The sequence below is a fragment of the Lyngbya confervoides BDU141951 genome, assembly GCF_000817775.3.
Taxonomy (GTDB): domain Bacteria; phylum Cyanobacteriota; class Cyanobacteriia; order Thermosynechococcales; family Thermosynechococcaceae; genus Lyngbya; species Lyngbya confervoides.
The window spans coordinates 14017-28953 of the sequence record NZ_JTHE03000076.1; the positions used below are offsets into that span (position 1 = coordinate 14017).

The 14937-nt window shown below is 54.4% G+C and carries 14 protein-coding genes; 9 read left to right on the forward strand and 5 right to left on the reverse strand.

The features are described from left to right. The first annotated feature begins 111 nt into the window (after positions 1–111). The 4 genes from QQ91_RS12940 to QQ91_RS12955 all read left to right on the forward strand — a co-directional run bounded on the left by QQ91_RS12940 (position 112) and on the right by QQ91_RS12955 (position 3136). Positions 112–651: a GNAT family N-acetyltransferase gene (locus QQ91_RS12940; RefSeq protein ID WP_166282666.1), complete on the forward strand. Its 540-nt coding sequence runs from the start codon at positions 112–114 to the stop codon at positions 649–651. A gap of 152 nt (positions 652–803) precedes the next feature. Then, on the forward strand, positions 804–1265 hold the full coding sequence (gene rplI, locus QQ91_RS12945; RefSeq protein ID WP_166282668.1) for a 50S ribosomal protein L9: 462 nt from the start codon (positions 804–806) through the stop codon (positions 1263–1265). Positions 1266–1327: 62 nt separating this feature from the next. After that, on the forward strand, positions 1328–2674 hold the full coding sequence (gene dnaB, locus QQ91_RS12950) for a replicative DNA helicase (protein ID WP_166282670.1): 1347 nt from the start codon (positions 1328–1330) through the stop codon (positions 2672–2674). Positions 2675–2728: 54 nt separating this feature from the next. Beyond that, positions 2729–3136: a DUF1499 domain-containing protein gene (locus tag QQ91_RS12955; RefSeq protein ID WP_166282672.1), complete on the forward strand. Its 408-nt coding sequence runs from the start codon at positions 2729–2731 to the stop codon at positions 3134–3136. A 52-nt stretch (positions 3137–3188) separates the two neighbouring features. Here the strand turns inward: QQ91_RS12955 and menD are convergent, their stop codons facing one another. Together menD and QQ91_RS12965 are read right to left on the reverse strand one after the other, a co-directional pair. Further along, complete coding sequence (menD, locus tag QQ91_RS12960) at positions 3189–4943, reverse strand: 2-succinyl-5-enolpyruvyl-6-hydroxy-3-cyclohexene-1-carboxylic-acid synthase (protein ID WP_166282674.1); 1755 nt, start codon at positions 4941–4943, stop codon at positions 3189–3191. Positions 4944–4967: 24 nt separating this feature from the next. Beyond that, positions 4968–6380, reverse strand: a complete 1413-nt coding sequence (locus QQ91_RS12965) for an isochorismate synthase (protein ID WP_166282676.1) — start codon at positions 6378–6380, stop codon at positions 4968–4970. 168 nt (positions 6381–6548) lie between these two features. Here QQ91_RS12965 and menA point away from each other — a divergent pair, with 168 nt between their 5' ends. Together menA and QQ91_RS12975 are read left to right on the forward strand one after the other, a co-directional pair. Continuing rightward, the gene (menA, locus tag QQ91_RS12970) at positions 6549–7478 is read left to right on the forward strand and encodes a 2-carboxy-1,4-naphthoquinone phytyltransferase (protein WP_166282678.1); all 930 of its coding nucleotides are present in this window, start codon (positions 6549–6551) and stop codon (positions 7476–7478) included. Beyond that, a complete protein-coding gene (locus tag QQ91_RS12975) occupies positions 7478–8548 on the forward strand; it encodes an o-succinylbenzoate synthase (protein ID WP_236096187.1) in 1071 nt (356 codons plus the stop codon). Before menA ends, QQ91_RS12975 begins: the two co-directional genes overlap by 1 nt. Here the strand turns inward: QQ91_RS12975 and xseB are convergent. Both xseB and xseA read right to left on the reverse strand, forming a co-directional pair. After that, positions 8494–8730, reverse strand: coding sequence for an exodeoxyribonuclease VII small subunit (gene xseB / locus QQ91_RS12980; protein WP_166282680.1), 237 nt, complete (start codon positions 8728–8730; stop codon positions 8494–8496). The genes QQ91_RS12975 and xseB overlap by 55 nt on opposite strands. Before the next feature lie 35 nt (positions 8731–8765). Then, a complete protein-coding gene (gene xseA, locus QQ91_RS12985; RefSeq protein WP_166282682.1) occupies positions 8766–10001 on the reverse strand; it encodes an exodeoxyribonuclease VII large subunit in 1236 nt (411 codons plus the stop codon). Between the two features lie 335 nt (positions 10002–10336). Between xseA and recA the strand changes: the two genes are divergently transcribed. Both recA and QQ91_RS12995 read left to right on the forward strand, forming a co-directional pair. After that, positions 10337–11476: a recombinase RecA gene (recA, locus tag QQ91_RS12990; protein WP_166282684.1), complete on the forward strand. Its 1140-nt coding sequence runs from the start codon at positions 10337–10339 to the stop codon at positions 11474–11476. A gap of 224 nt (positions 11477–11700) precedes the next feature. After that, positions 11701–12564 (forward strand): DNA adenine methylase, encoded by an 864-nt coding sequence (locus QQ91_RS12995; RefSeq protein WP_166282686.1) that lies wholly within the window; start codon positions 11701–11703, stop codon positions 12562–12564. A 32-nt stretch (positions 12565–12596) separates the two neighbouring features. On the opposite strand, the gene ygfZ is transcribed toward QQ91_RS12995, so the two are convergent. Next, the gene (ygfZ, locus tag QQ91_RS13000) at positions 12597–13658 is read right to left on the reverse strand and encodes a CAF17-like 4Fe-4S cluster assembly/insertion protein YgfZ (RefSeq protein ID WP_166282688.1); all 1062 of its coding nucleotides are present in this window, start codon (positions 13656–13658) and stop codon (positions 12597–12599) included. Positions 13659–13723: 65 nt separating this feature from the next. Between ygfZ and QQ91_RS13005 the strand changes: the two genes are divergently transcribed. Continuing rightward, on the forward strand, positions 13724–14722 hold the full coding sequence (locus QQ91_RS13005) for a glycosyltransferase (protein ID WP_166282690.1): 999 nt from the start codon (positions 13724–13726) through the stop codon (positions 14720–14722). Positions 14723–14937: the final 215 nt, after the last annotated feature.

Below are 14937 nucleotides of genomic sequence, written 5' to 3' on the forward strand. Positions count from 1 at the left end.
GCATGAATTTTGCCAGATCTGGCTGGGACTGCTGAGTGTCAAGATCTGTTAAGATATGGTTGCCTTGTTGATGGCTCAGCGCCTCTGCTGACTTTATCTGAACCACTTTTCATGAGCTTCTGGAAAAGTATCTTTAATTCATCGCCATCGGCTTCCACCGTGATTCCCTTGGAGTCACCTTCGCAGTCGTCCCCCACCGAGGCTGATCAACGCAACGGGACCTCAGAACGTCGCATTGTTTTTAGCAAGGATCGCGCCCTAGACCTTTACGAACTTGAGGAACTCTGTGACGCGGTGGGTTGGTCAAGGCGGCCCCTCAGAAAAGTTCGTAAGGCGATACAGCACAGCTTTCTGGTGATGTCCATGTGGGAGGAGCGAGGAACTAGTCGTCGCTTGATTGGCTTTTCTCGCGCCACCTCGGATCATGCCTTTAACGCCACCATTTGGGATGTGGTGGTTCATCCGAAGTTTCAAGGTCGGGGGTTAGGGAAGGCGCTGATGCAGCAGATGATTCGAGAGCTGCGGCGGGAGGATATCAGCAATATCACCCTCTTTGCCGATCCCCACGTGGTGAGTTTCTACAGTGAACTCGGCTTTACCCCTGATCCAGAGGGGATCAAGGGGATGTTCTGGTACCCCAACGCGAAATGATGTTTGCCTAGGGTCGTCCCTCTCCGATACAATAAGATGCTCTGAAAGAAACCAGGCTTGCCCCAGACTGGAACGTTCTGTGCTGAAGGTATTGACGCATCAGAAAATTTCAATAGGGGTGACTAAAAAATATTGATTGGGTAACTGAGGTCATGGCAAAACGGGTTCAGCTAGTTTTAAACGAAAATATTCGCAAGCTTGGAACGGTAGGAGAGGTTGTTGAGGTGGCCCCCGGCTATGCACGAAACTATCTGCTGCCGAAGGGGCTGGCCTACCATGCCACACCAGGCGTGTTGAAATTGGCAGAGCGTCGCCGCGAGGAAGAGCGTAAGCGACAGGAAGCCCTGCGGCAGGAAGCCCTGAAGCAAAAGGAAACCATTGAGCAAGTGGGCACCCTGCAGATTGCTCGCAAGGCGGGTGAGGAAGATACCCTTTTTGGCAGCGTCACTTCGAGCGATGTGGCGGAATTAATCCAGTCAAAAGCTGGGGTTGAGGTGGATCGCCGATCGATTGATCTTCCGGAGATTCGTAAGTTGGGGACCTACTCAGCCACCCTGAAGCTGCACGCAGAGGTGGTGGCGGCGGTGAACTTGGAGGTTGTTGCGGAAGAGTAGGCAGTTGCCGATTCTTAGGGTGCAAGATGTCGGTGTGTGGTTGCCCTCGGAAGGCTTAGACTGTGTACGAACTTGACTTCCAATCTGTTGCTGAACGGTTGCCTCCCCAAAATGTGGAGGCGGAAGAATCGATTTTGGGCGGGATTATGCTGGATCCCGAAGCCATTGGCCGGATTGCGGATGTTCTGCGCCCGGAGGCCTTTTACCTGGCGGCCCATCAGGAAATCTACCGGGCGGCTCTGGCTCTCCATGCTCAGGGAAGTCCTACCGATATCATGTGCGTGACGGCCTGGCTTCAAGATCGCGGCCGACTTGAAAAATCGGGCGGTCAGGGGAAGCTGGCCCAGCTTTTAGATCGCACGGTGAGCGCGGTCAATATTGATCGCTATGCGGCCTTGGTCAAGGATAAGTACCTGCGGCGCAAACTGATTCAATCGGCTAGCGAAGTCTCGGAATTGGCCCATGATACCTCTCAGCCCTTAGAAGCCATTCTGGATCAAAGTGAGCAGCGCATCTTCTCGGTGACTCAGGATCGGACCCGTCAGGGGTTAACGGCGACGGAGGATATCTTAACCTCGACCTTTGCCGATCTTGAACAGCGATCGCTGGGAAAGGTGCTGCCGGGTCTATCCTGCAACTTCTACGATTTGGACGCCATGACCCAAGGGTTCCAGCGATCGGATCTGATCATTGTGGCCGGACGTCCCTCCATGGGAAAGACGGCCCTGTCGGTGCAGATTGCGCGCAATATTGCGGAGATTCATAGCCTGGGCGTAGCCATCTTTAGTCTGGAGATGTCTAAGGAGCAGCTAGTTCAGCGGCTGTTAGCGAGCGAATCCGGGATTGACAGTAATTATCTGCGGGCGGGACGCATCAATCAAAACCAGTGGGAGCCGCTGAGTCGAGCCATTGGGACCCTCTCCCAACTCTCAATTTACATTGACGATACCCCCAATCCTACGATTACGGACCTGCGCTCTAGTGCTCGCCGGCTCCAGTCGGAACTGCCCGGCGGCTTAGGCATGATTTTGCTCGATTATTTACAGCTGATGGGGGGCAGCGATAACGATGGCCGCGTCCAGGAGCTAGCAAAAATTACGCGCGCCTTGAAGGGACTGGCACGGGAGCTCAATGTGCCTGTGGTGGCGCTTTCCCAGCTGAGTCGGAGTGTGGAATCGCGCCAGGTGAAGCGGCCCATGATGTCGGATCTGCGCGAGAGTGGGGCTATTGAGCAGGATGCAGATTTAATTGTGCTGCTCTATCGGGATGAGTACTATAATCCCGATAGTCCTGACCGGGGGGTCTGCGAGCTAATTTTAGCGAAGCATCGCAATGGACCCGTGGGAACCGTCAAGCTGCTTTTTGAACCCAAGCAAACCAAGTTTTTTAATCTGGCTCGATCGGGCTAGTGCTCTTTTGGCTGAACCGGTAAGATGGTAGCTGGCTGTTTGTTGAGGTGAGTGATGCCCTTACTGTCGTTATCTGGACAGCGCCCACGGGATTTAGGGGTGCAGGATGGTCGGCTCAAGCCCTGCCCGAACTCGCCAAACTGCGTCTGTAGCTATGAGACGGATGCAGCCCATGGGATTGATCCCCTAGAGGTCCCCGGTGAGGCATCGGAGGCGATCGCACGTCTGCGCACGGTGGTTGAGGCCATGCCTCGCACCCAGGTGATTGAGGCGAGGGCGGATTACCTGTATGTGGAATTTACGACGGCGTTGATGGGATTCGTGGATGATGTGGAATTCTATCTCGACGGGCAACGTTCCGGAATTCAAGTTCGTTCTGCCTCGCGTTTAGGTCAGTCTGATCTGGGGGCAAATCGCAGCCGTGTTGAGGAGATTCGGAAGCGGTTAGCCGCATTGCTGTGATCGGACCTCTCGTCGATTTTGCAAGGAGATAGGCCTTAGCCGGAATTGCAGGCTATGGGGTTGAGGGGGGCTGCATCCAGCGGGAAAATTGATCTTGTCGCCAGCGGGCGTCTTGAGCGCGATCGCAGTGCAGCTCTAAGACTCGGATCCCAGTGGGTGGCAGTGGATTAATCAAGGTCACTAGTTCCTCCCAGCTTGTCACGAACTGATATTGCGCTCCGTAGGCTTGACAAAGGGCTGCAAAATTGACCCGCTGGGGCGTGGCAAAAAACTCCTCAAAGGGGGGATTAAACTGGGCAATGGGCAGCAGGCCAAAGATACCGCCGCCCTGATTGTTGATTAACACGATGCTGAGGTGACCGGTCCAGCGGGGTCCCTGCAGCAGTCCGTTGATGTCATGGAGAAAGGCCAGATCTCCGGTCAAAAGCACCGCAGGTCGATCTCCATAGGCTAGACCCAGGGCCGTGGACAGGATGCCATCAATCCCGTTTGCCCCGCGATTGAAATAGGGTTGAATCTTGGAGTTGGTTTGGGGCCAGACCCATTCCACCTCCCGAACTGGGGTGCTGTTACTGATGAACAGCGGGGTTTGGGGCGGCAGATGGTGGGCCAATATCCAAGGAATTTTACTCTCTCTCAGGCCGTTTTCCTGGTGCATGGTCTGGGCAATGGACCGGCTGATGCGCTGGTCTAAACGCAGCCACCGCTGGAGAAATTCAGGCTGGTGAGCCCGCGAACGTGGTAAATCTGGGCTGGGTTGAGGGAGGGCGCTAATCTCGATGCGCAGATGGACCGTTGACCCATGGGTGGCATCGAGATTTTGATCGCTGGGGTCGATGACCCATTGCGGAATCTCTAGAGGAGCCAGCCACTGGCGCAGTTCTTTGCAAGTGGGAAGTTCACCTATGCGAATCACCTGCTCTGGTTGCAGGGAGGCGCGCAGGTCCGGATTTCTCAGGGCGATCGCATAGGTGGAGATCAAACAGGGATTGATCGGGGCATGGTTGCGCAGCGGCGAGAGTCCCTCGGCCAGGACCGGCCACTGCAGCTGTTGGGCCAGAGCGGCGATCGCGGCGCAGTAGAGGGCAGGATCGCGTGGTTGGGCAGGACCGGCGATGATCAAGCCTCGATCACAGGCCCGCCAGGTTTGCCAGGGCAGTTGATCCGCTGAGAGTTGAAGGTGGGGAAATCGGGGGGGATCCACCTGCTGAAAAAAGTCTTGATCAGACCATTGATGTTGGAGAGCCTGGATCTGGGCCTCAGGGGTGGGAACCAAGGGATCTCGAAAGGGACAGTTTAAATGCACCGGACCGGGCACAGGCCACTGACATTTTTGCCAGGCGTGAATCAGGGTTTGTCTGAGATAGGTCAGGTGATCAGGGTTGGGAACTGCCAGCTCTGCTTGCCAGACCGGGTAGTCGGCAAATAATTTAAGTTGGTCAATGGCCTGACCGGCATGGCAATGGCGCAGCTCGGGAGGACGATCGGCGGTGAGAATCAACAGCGGCACCCGGCTTTCACGGGCTTCAATCAGGGCTGGATAAAAGTTGGCCCCGGCGGTGCCTGAGGTGCAGACTAGAACTCCGGGCAGACCGCGGCGACGCCCGTGACCCAGGGCAAAAAAGCCTGCGGAACGCTCATCTAAAATGGGGAGGGTTTGCAGCTGAGGATGCTGAGCAAAGGCCATCGCCAGGGGCGCAGAGCGCGATCCTGGCGAGATGACCGCCATCTTGAGGCCCAAGCGGACCAAGGTTTCCACCAGAACAGAGGCCCAGAGAGTATTGCAATTGCTAAAGTCAATGGGCATGAAGGATCTTAGCCGTCTGACGCGTCACACCAGAGCCTCTAGCAGCGTGCGCAGCTTTAGCTCCACCTCAGCCAGCTCTTTTTGAGGCTCGGACCCAGCCACAATTCCAGCGCCTGCATAAAGCCGGGTATGACAGCCGTCGCTGAGGGCTGAGCGAATCCCCACGGCAAATTCACCATCTCCCCGATGGTTAATCCAGCCTAAGGGGGCGGCATAGAGATGTCGATCAAAGGCTTCATATTGCCGAATGTAGTCGCAGGCGCGATCGCGGTGGGTGCCCGCCACTGCTGGTGTGGGATGCAGCGCTGCTAGAATATCAAGAATCTGTAGGTGGCAGGGGGCCGTTGCCGAAACCAGGGTGCGTAGATGCTGAATATTGGCCAGCTGCATCAGATGGGCCGGTGAAGAGGTTTGGGGGCGCATGCCCAGGGTTCGGAGCTGGTTGCAGATAAACTCTAGGACAAGCTGATGCTCATGACCATCCTTTTGGTTATGGAGCAATTTTTTCCCCAGGGAAATATCCTCAATGATGGAATGACCGCGCGGGGCCGATCCGGCCAATACGTCGGTGACCAGATGGCGATCGCGCAGGCTGACCAGCCGCTCAGGGCTCGCTCCCCAAAAGATCTGACCTTCCCCATTGCCAATGGCAAACACGCAGCATTCAGGATAGCGCTGGCGCAGTCGGTGTAAGGTTTGGCCCAGGGCGAGGGGCGCTGGGGTTGTGATATCCAGCGGGTGGGCCAGCACCAACTTTTGCAGTTCCCCAGTTTGGATGAGGGTAAGGGTTTTTTGGATGGATTGCTCAATGGAGGAGGTGTGGGGGCAGCACTGAAAGGGAATCGTCTCCTGGGTGGGCTGAATGTGAAACCCTTGGGCGTGGGTTTGCAATTGCTCTAGTTTCTGCATGAGGGCATCGACCAGGCGATCCAGCTGGCTGGTGGCCTCAAGGGCAAAATTAGCCACCAGTAAGGACTGTCCCTGGTAGGACACCAGTTGCCAGCGGGGTAAAAAAACCAGCCCCGAGGGGAACAGGGGCGGATGATGGTGCTTCGCCTCAAAAAAGGTGAATCCGCAGAAAAAATGAGGACCAGCAAAGGGACAGTCAAGCTGTCCTTGCAGGACGGCTTGATCCAGGCTGGATTCCAGGAACTGCTGAGTTTTCGTGAATCTTTGGGTATTGACCTGAAGCAACAGCTCTGGGGCGATCGCAGCCATCGCTAGGGATTCCTGCGGCTTTTCCCAGTAGAAAAAGTGCTGCTTTGGGTCGTGCCAGCGCTGCAGAACTGCCAGGGGATCGATGGTGGGAATTTCAATGGAGAAGCTGACCAGGCGAACTTGATGGGTCTTTAGACAGTCCTGCTGGCAGGAGGTCAGAGTATTGAGAAAACCTCTGCGATCCTGAAGCAACTTGGTACGAGAAGGACTGACTTGCATTAAATTGAAACGACCCAGTTGAAACAACCCGGTTGAAAGGCCACGAATGCGTTAGACCTAGCCTACAATGCCGACGTGGAGGGGATCAAAATCATTGCAGTTTTATTACAACTCGATGGGGGACCGGACTGATCGGTAAAATTTGAACCAAAGACTTTGAACTGCTCCATGACGGCTCCTCCCCTTGAAAAATCCCGTCGCCAGCTCTGGTTGGCTGCCCTTAAGCCCCCCATGTATAGCGTGGCCGTGGTTCCAATTTGGGTCGGCACTGCAATTGCCCGGTGGGAGACAGGCGAGGTGGACTGGGGCACGTTCACTCAGTTCTTGACAGCCGCGATCGCCATTGTGGCCTGGAGCAACATCAGCAATGATGTGTTTGACTCCGAAACCGGAATTGACCGCAATAAGCACCATTCCCTGGTGAACTTGACCGCCAATAAGTCCCTAGTGTTTTGGATTGGGAACGGCTGTTTACTGATCGGTCTGGGGCTAATTCTCAGGATTGCCTATGATCAGCAGGATATCACCGTCCTGGCCCTAATTGGTGCTGCCTGTCTGTTGGGTTACCTCTATCAAGGTCCCCCGTTTCGCCTGGGGTATCAAGGGTTGGGCGAAATCCTGTGCTTTTTCGCCTATGGGCCGATTACCCTTTCAGCGGTTTACTACAGTCAAACTCAGAGCTGGTCCGGGGTCAATCTTTTGGCCTCCATTCTGCTTGGCTGGGTCACCAGTCTCATCCTGTATTGCTCCCACTTTCATCAGGTCGAAGATGATCGCAAGGCCGGGAAGCGATCGCCCATTGTGCGCTTGGGAACCGCCAGAGGAGCCCAACTGCTTCCGGGCATCTGTGGAATTTTGTTTGGCCTGCTGCTGCTGTTTGTCCTGATGGGGCAGTTTCCCGTGTGGACCTTGCTCATGGGGGGGAGTTTACCCTACGCCGTAAAGCTCTGCCGCTTCATTGGGGCACACCATCATCAGCCCCAGCTGGTGCAAAACTGTAAGTTTATTGCCGTGGCGCTGCATTTCTGGAGCGGATTGCTGCTGGGGCTTGGATTTATGCTCGCGGCTCAGCCCTGGGAGAGTTTTGGGCTGGCCTGATGGACTGGAGGGCGGAGGGCATCAGGGCGGAGGGTATCATGGAAGGCGATGCCGTGATGGGGGTTCCTTTTCCCGAGGCCAGGGGCCAGGAACGGGCTGCTTACCAGGTGGCCTTTTGTCCCTACCAGCGTCCCTTTCGTCGGCCCCTACAGACTCACCATGGTCTCTGGCGGCTGCGGGAGGGTATCTGGGTTTATCTGCGCGATTGCCAGGGACGAGTGGGGGTGGGGGAAATTGCTCCCTTGCCCTGGTTTGGCACCGAGACTCAGGAAGCAGCCCTGGACGTTTGTCGCTCCCTTGGCCAGACGGTCACCCTTGCCCAGATTGCCCAGATCCCCCCTGACCTCCCTTGCTGCCAATTTGGTTTTGGCTGTGCCCTGGAGCAGCTTTTGGGACGGTTGCCCCAGTCAAGCCCCTCCTTAGCCTCGGCTTCGATTTGTGCTTTGCTCTCGGCTGGAGCCTCAGCCCTGAAGCAATGGCAGCCCTTGTGGGAGCAAGGCTATCGCACCTTTAAATGGAAAATTGGGGTGACGGATTCTGAGACGGAACTCCCCATTTTTGAGCAGTTACTGGCTCAACTTCCTCAATCCGCGCGTCTTCGCCTTGACGCCAATGGGGGGCTGACCCAAACTTGTGCAGAGCGATGGCTAGCGGTCTGTGACGCTCAACGATCTGCTTCGCGGGCCGCCGTGGAATACCTAGAGCAGCCGCTGCCTGCCGCAGACGGACCAGCCCTGCTGGCTCTGGCCCGCACCTTCCAGACTCCCCTGGCGCTGGATGAAGCCATTACAACGGGACGGGATTGGGAGAAATGGTTGGCTTGGGGCTGGCCGGGGCTATTTGTGCTTAAACCCGCCCTCATGGGCTTCCCCCAGCAGATCCGCGATCGCGCCAAGGGTTTGACCTCGGCCTTGGTATTCTCCTCGGTCTTTGAAACCCGCGTGGGCCGCAGTGCCGCCTTGCATCTGGCGCTTGAACTGGGGCACCCCCAGCTAGCCCTAGGCTTTGGGGTGGATCACTGGCTCGCGGAATCACCCAGGGTTTCAATCAACAGCTCAATTTTTTCCTGACGACTGCTCAGGAACTGATCACATTCTTGGAGGTAGCGGGTCGCCTCAGCGAATTGATCAAAGACCGCTTCTAAATCCAGATTTCCCGTTTCAATTTGCTCAATAATGGCTTCGACCTTAGCCACGGTTGCTTCATAATGCCACTCTGGTTGGGGCGTTGATTTCTTTCGCGAGGAACTCATAAATTCTCAATAAGCAAGTAGACGTCAACCCAGGGCTACGGTGACTCAATGGCGGTCACCTGGACCTGCACAGTGCCCTGAGCCAGTTGCAGGGTCAGAGATTGACCTACCTGAGCGCTGTGGGCGACCCTGAGCAATTCACCTGTCTGGGTTCTGGCCAAGGCATAGCCCCGGTTCAAAATGGCGTGGGGATCGAGGGCCTCCATCTGCTGATGCAGGGACCGATGATACTGAGCCTGGGTACTCAGACGCTGACGCATAATGCGGATGATCGTTTGACGCAGTCGCTGAAGATGCTGGATCTCCTGGTTCATACGTTGGTCAGGGCGAACCCGCTGTAGCCGCAGGCACTGGGTGCGATGGACCTGGCGCGCCTGATCAAAGCGATCTCGCACAGCCCAGTAGAGTTGTTGTCGGCGCTCCTGATGGGCCTGTTGAATTTCCGTGAACCGTGGCGCGGCTAGCTCTGCGGCTGCGGTGGGCGTATGGGCGCAGCAATCGGCGGCCAGGTCCGCTAGGGACTCGTCTCGCTGGTGCCCAATGCCGGCAATAATTGGGATGGAACAGTGGGCAATGGCGCGCACCACTTGTTCATCGTTAAAGCAGGCTAAATCCTCCGAAGCTCCCCCCCCGCGCGCGAGAATAATCACCTCAGCCCGACCATCAGCTTCCACTCGCTCAAGGGCGCGCACGATGGAGGGGGGGGCTAAATCTCCCTGGACCATGGTGGGGGACAATAATACCCGCAGTCCAGGCGAAGAAGCCTTGAGCGTTCGTTGAATATCACCCCAGGCCGCCGCTGCCGGTGAGGTGACCACGGCAATGGTTTGGGGAAAGGCAGGCAGGGGGATCTTTCGCTCTGGATCAAAGAGTCCCTCCGCCTTGAGGCGATCGCGCAATTGCTGCAGTCGCAGGGCCATCAGTCCTTCCCCAGCTTGCAGCACCTGCCAAACCATGAGCTGATATTCCCCGCGCTGGGGATAGAGGCGAATTCGCCCGAGCACGATGACCTGTTCCCCCTGTTCCGGCAGGAAAACCACCTTGTCCTGGTAGCTAGTCCAAATGACGCAGCGCAGGGTTGCAGGGGTTTCTGGATCGCGCAGGGTAAAAAATAACCCGCTGCGATGGTGGTTTAAACTGGAGACCTCCCCAGTGACCCACACCTGAACTAAATGTGGGTCCTCCTCTAGAAGCGCCTGAATAAATTGGGTCAAGCCGCCGACCGATAAAATCTCAGGCTGGGTGAGTAAATGGGGGTCAAATGTTGCCATGCCTGAAATCGTACCCTTGTGGTTTTGCAAAACACCAGCCTACCAGTGTGACAAATTTACGGACCAGATTGAACTCCAGTGAGTCTGTTTCGAGGTAATATACTTGTACTATAATAGGCGAGGGCTGGGGTTTGAATTTTTAGGATTATCTGAAAAATCTCTAGAATTTGCGCGATCCCCCCTACAATAATGAATCCAACCGGCTGGATTGAGAGAGGGTTGCGCTGATCTAGCGTCACTGTGAGCGTCACTCTGAATGTCTTTGGGATCTTCAGGGCTGTGCCCTAGAGGGCAAGGTCAATTCGCCCGTCGTTTATCACCAATATCGAGGCAGTATGGCACCAGAATCTACAAACAATACAGAGCGCGAAAAGGCCTTAAACGTTGTCATTGGTCAGATTGAGCGCTCCTTTGGTAAAGGGGCTATTATGCGCCTGGGGGACGCCACCCAGATGCGCGTGGCGACGATCCCCAGCGGTGCACTGACGCTAGATCTGGCGTTAGGAGGAGGGTTTCCCAAGGGGCGAGTGGTGGAAATCTATGGTCCAGAAAGTTCGGGTAAAACCACCCTCGCCCTACACGCGATCGCCGAAACCCAGAGAAAAGGAGGCGTTGCGGCCTTTGTTGATGCTGAGCATGCCCTAGATCCCACCTATGCCGCCGCCTTGGGGGTCGACATCGATAATTTATTGGTGGCTCAGCCGGATACGGGAGAAGCGGCCTTGGAAATCGTGGATCAGTTGGTGCGCTCCACTGCGGTAGACATTGTGGTGGTGGACTCTGTTGCAGCCTTGGTGCCCCGAGCTGAAATTGAGGGCGAGATGGGTGATACCCATGTGGGACTCCAGGCTCGCCTCATGAGTCAAGCTCTACGCAAGATTACGGGGAATATTGGTCGCACGGGCGCGATTGTGGTGTTTTTAAACCAGCTTCGCCTCAAAATTGGAGTGACCTATGGCAATCCGGAAACCACCACGGGGGGAAATGCCCTGAAGTTTTATGCCTCAGTGCGGCTGGACATTCGCCGTATTCAGACTCTGAAAAAAGGCACTGAGGAATACGGCATTCGCGCCAAGGTTAAGGTGGTTAAAAATAAGGTGGCACCCCCCTTCCGCATTGCAGAATTTGATGTGGTCTTTGGTCAGGGCATTTCTACCTTGGGCTGTCTGCTGGATATGGCTGAAGAAACCGGCATTATTACCCGTAAAGGAGCCTGGTACAGCTACAATGGCGAAAATCTGGGTCAGGGCCGCGATAACACCATTGTTTACATGCAGGAAAATCCGGCATTTGCGGAGGATATCAATCAGCAGGTCCGACAAAAGCTCGATATGGGGGTAGAGGTTTCGGCCAATACCGTGGGTAAGGAGCCGCCAAAAGTAGAAGAGTTCACTCCCGAACCTGCGCCTCAAGCGTCTGCGGAGAACGCAAAGGAATCTGCCAAATCGAGTCCTAAGGAAAAAAGTAAGAAGTAAAAAACGTAATCAGTGGTGAGGACCTCAGCCATGAGGAGCAAGGTCCCTCTCCCAATTCTGGGAGAGGGATTTAGGGTGAGGGCGACCAGTAAAATGCATCTAACGCATTCCGCTTAGGCTGATATCCCACCAAGAGTACCTGTGAAAAACACTATTTCGCAAAACAATAGGGAAGGTGACCTCTCAAAGCGCAGGTTTCAAGATTAAGAGTTTGCTTCGAGCTTATGCCACGAACGCCGCTGGACCAAGACCAACGTATTAAAGTTAGTCCTGCAAGACCATTCCTAAAGTGGGCTGGAGGCAAGGGGCAGCTATTGCCGGAGTTGATCAAGCGCGTCCCAGAAACCTACGCCCGGTATTTTGAGCCGTTTATTGGCGGTGGAGCACTTTTCTTTGCCCTGGAACCTGAATCTGCGTTTCTTAGTGATATTAACCCCGATCTGGTTAATGTCTATCGTGTGGTAAAAAAGGATGTAGAAAAACTCATTAAAAGCCTAGAAAAACATTACTATTGCAAAGATTATTTTTATGAAATGCGTCGGGCCGATCGCACCTCAACTTATTCCGCCTGGGGAGATGTACGTAAGGCGAGTCGTCTTATTTTTTTGAATAAAACCTGTTTTAATGGCCTGTATCGGGTGAATTCAAAGGGCCATTTTAACGTGCCCTTTGGAAATTATAAAAACCCTAAAATTTTAGATGAACCCAATTTGTTGGCCTGCAGTCGAGTCCTGCAAAATGCCGAAATTACGGTGGACTCCTTTGAGACCGTAGAATTGAAAGCTGAGAAGGGGGATTTTGTCTATTTTGATCCCCCCTACGTTCCCCTAAATGTGACTTCAAGCTTTACGAGCTACAGCAAGGAAGGATTTGATACAGACCGGCAACTTCAGCTGCGGGATGTTTGCGAACGGCTAGATCAAAAGGGGGTGAAGTTTATGCTTTCAAACTCCTCTGCTCCCCTCATTTTAGAACTATACCAGGCGTTTAATCTCTCCCTTGTCCGAGCCAGCCGTTCGATTAATTCTAAGGGGAATTGTAGGGGCAAGATTGCGGAAGTGATTGTCACCAATTACGACCTGCCTTAATTTAGCTGTTTTAATTGAATGATCGGGTTGTTTTACGAGCTGGTGCTGATGCTACGGGTTAAGAAGGGCACCTCGATCAGTTTCGCGGTGGCTGAGCCTATCTGCACTAGGGTGCCAGCCTCTCCAGCTTTTGTTTTCACATAGCCCAGGCTCACGGCTTGATCGCCCCTGGAAGCCACGCTGGTGATCACCCCAACTTTTTTATCCTCCACGAGAATCGAGGTTCCAGGTTCAACGGGGTCAGCGAGAACCAGACCCCAGAGCCTTTGCTTCACCCCGTCGTAGGTATTCAATCGCGCCAGGGTTTCCTGGCCAATGTAACAGCCTTTATTGAGAGAAACGGTGTGCCAAAGTCCAGCTTCCAAGGGGTTGTAGTCTTCGGTGAGTTCGGCATCGGCTTTGGGGCGTCCCTGTTGAATGCGCAGTTGCTCCCAGCCAGATTCACCTAGGGGAGCCGCGCCGGCCTCCCGGAGCGATCGCCAGAGTGATCCTGCGATATCGGCCTCAAAAATCAGCGTATAGCCCGCACTGGCCAACCCCGATCCCTTAGCCACTCGAACCTCCTGGCTCCCAAACAAATGTACCGTATGGTGATGGGCTTGGGTCGGTAAGGTCCAGCCTAAGTGTTGCAGCAGGGCTTCACTTTCCGGTCCAATCAGGCTAAAGGTCCCGGTTTGAGCACTGAGATCGGTGAGTTTGACTTTATCCTGGAAGAAGATGTAACGATCGAGCCAACTCAGGAGCTGTGCCCGACGATTGGGGGAGGTTAGCAGCAAGAGAGAGTCCTCTAGGCAATAAACCGTGACCAGATCGAGGGTTCGGGCCGTGGAGGTGACAATGACGGTTTCGCAGCCCTGACCGGGTTGCAGCGTTTTGATCTCGTTGGTGCTTTGGTTGTGCAAAAACGACTGGCGATCGCGGTCGGAAATTTCAATTCGGCCCCAGTGGGAGCGATCACAGAGGGCCACGCTCTGTTCAACGGCCTGGAGCGCGGCTTCGTCATTGTTATAGGTGTTGATGAGGCTCTGGCCATCGTCTAAAGACTGGAGTTGACCCCCATCTTGAATCTGTTGCTCGCGTAGCGCTTGAATCATGCTGGTTGCTGCTGAGGGACCTGTTTTTTGATGATAAGATACGACCCGTCTTTCATGGGTGTCTCATGCGCAAGCTGCTGTTTCTCCTGCCGGGAACCACCAAAAAATTTCACTGCGGCGGCTTGTTCGCAGAGCAAAAGACGCTGGCCCTAGCGCAGCAGCTCTGTGCCGCAGAGGTGGTGACCTATCGGCAGCGAGAGCCCGATAAACCCTATTTGCCGGATTTACTACAACAGCCGCACCTAGATGACGTGATCTTTGTAGTGAGTTGGGGATTTGATGTTCCCAAGCTAGTGAAAAAACTCACCCAATATCCGGTAATTTACCACGCCCACAGCAGTGAGTATGGGTTTCGGCTGCCGGCCAGGATTCCCATTGTCACCGTCAGCCGCAATACCCTGGGCTACTGGGGCCAGCGATCGCCCCATACGCTTCTTTACTACCTTCCTAACGAAATCTCGCCGGAATTTGCCAATCTTCAGTGCGATCGCGAAATCGATGTCCTGGTTCATGCCCGGAAGTCCTCTTCCTATCTCTTGAATCAGCTAATTCCGGCGCTTAAGCCCAAGGTTAATGTGCAAGTGATTGATGGCTTCGTGGACAGTCTGGCAGAACTGTTCAATCGCTCGAAGGTGTATCTTTACGACTCAGCGGAATATTGGGCGGTGCAGGGGGTCACAGAAGGATTTGGTTTGCAGCCGCTTGAAGCCATGGCCTGTGGCTGTCAGGTGTTTTCCAGCGTTAATCACGGCTTGTCGGACTATTTGGATCCAGGGTTCAACTGCCAGAAGATTGCCGGATGTAGCACAGCGTTTGACGTTCAGCGAATTTTGCGAACCGTCCAGAATTATCAACCGCCTAGCGGGATTGAGCCGTTGCTGTTGGAATATCGCAAGGACAATATTTTGAGGCGTTTAGGCATGATCTTGACTGAACTCAATGAATTTTTTGACCACCAACGTGCCAGCTCGAATGATATTGCACCGCTTAACCTTCAACGGATTGTGGGTCTGCGGTTGCACACACTGGTTTATAAAGTAAAAAAGAAACTTCTTAACCCCTAGCTGATGGGAATGGTAGGCAGTAGGTTATTGTAAAGAGACTGATTATTTTCGATCTCGGTTTCTCAGCTTACCAACAATATTTTAACCAAGGTAGGCTTAAGCCAATTCAGCTAATAGTTGCTTTCTTCTTTTCTTTACGGGTGTGACCAAGATTTGATGTGAGTCATCAGACCTGATATTCTTTAGGGGTAGGCTTCTGTTGGAGGAGATTGGGT

Excerpts from the sequence above, each read along its gene's own strand:
- QQ91_RS12975 (WP_236096187.1), top strand. The coding sequence starts at position 7,478 with ATGGACTGGAGGGCGGAGGGCATCAGGGCGGAGGGTATCATGGAAGGC.
- menA (WP_166282678.1), top strand. The coding sequence starts at position 6,549 with ATGACGGCTCCTCCCCTTGAAAAATCCCGTCGCCAGCTCTGGTTGGCT.
- xseA (WP_166282682.1), bottom strand. The coding sequence starts at position 10,001 with ATGGCAACATTTGACCCCCATTTACTCACCCAGCCTGAGATTTTATCG.
- QQ91_RS12940 (WP_166282666.1), top strand. The coding sequence starts at position 112 with ATGAGCTTCTGGAAAAGTATCTTTAATTCATCGCCATCGGCTTCCACC.
- rplI (WP_166282668.1), top strand. The coding sequence starts at position 804 with ATGGCAAAACGGGTTCAGCTAGTTTTAAACGAAAATATTCGCAAGCTT.
- menD (WP_166282674.1), bottom strand. The coding sequence starts at position 4,943 with ATGCCCATTGACTTTAGCAATTGCAATACTCTCTGGGCCTCTGTTCTG.
- QQ91_RS13005 (WP_166282690.1), top strand. The coding sequence starts at position 13,724 with ATGCGCAAGCTGCTGTTTCTCCTGCCGGGAACCACCAAAAAATTTCAC.
- QQ91_RS12995 (WP_166282686.1), top strand. The coding sequence starts at position 11,701 with ATGCCACGAACGCCGCTGGACCAAGACCAACGTATTAAAGTTAGTCCT.
- ygfZ (WP_166282688.1), bottom strand. The coding sequence starts at position 13,658 with ATGATTCAAGCGCTACGCGAGCAACAGATTCAAGATGGGGGTCAACTC.
- QQ91_RS12955 (WP_166282672.1), top strand. The coding sequence starts at position 2,729 with ATGCCCTTACTGTCGTTATCTGGACAGCGCCCACGGGATTTAGGGGTG.
- recA (WP_166282684.1), top strand. The coding sequence starts at position 10,337 with ATGGCACCAGAATCTACAAACAATACAGAGCGCGAAAAGGCCTTAAAC.
- QQ91_RS12965 (WP_166282676.1), bottom strand. The coding sequence starts at position 6,380 with ATGCAAGTCAGTCCTTCTCGTACCAAGTTGCTTCAGGATCGCAGAGGT.
- xseB (WP_166282680.1), bottom strand. The coding sequence starts at position 8,730 with ATGAGTTCCTCGCGAAAGAAATCAACGCCCCAACCAGAGTGGCATTAT.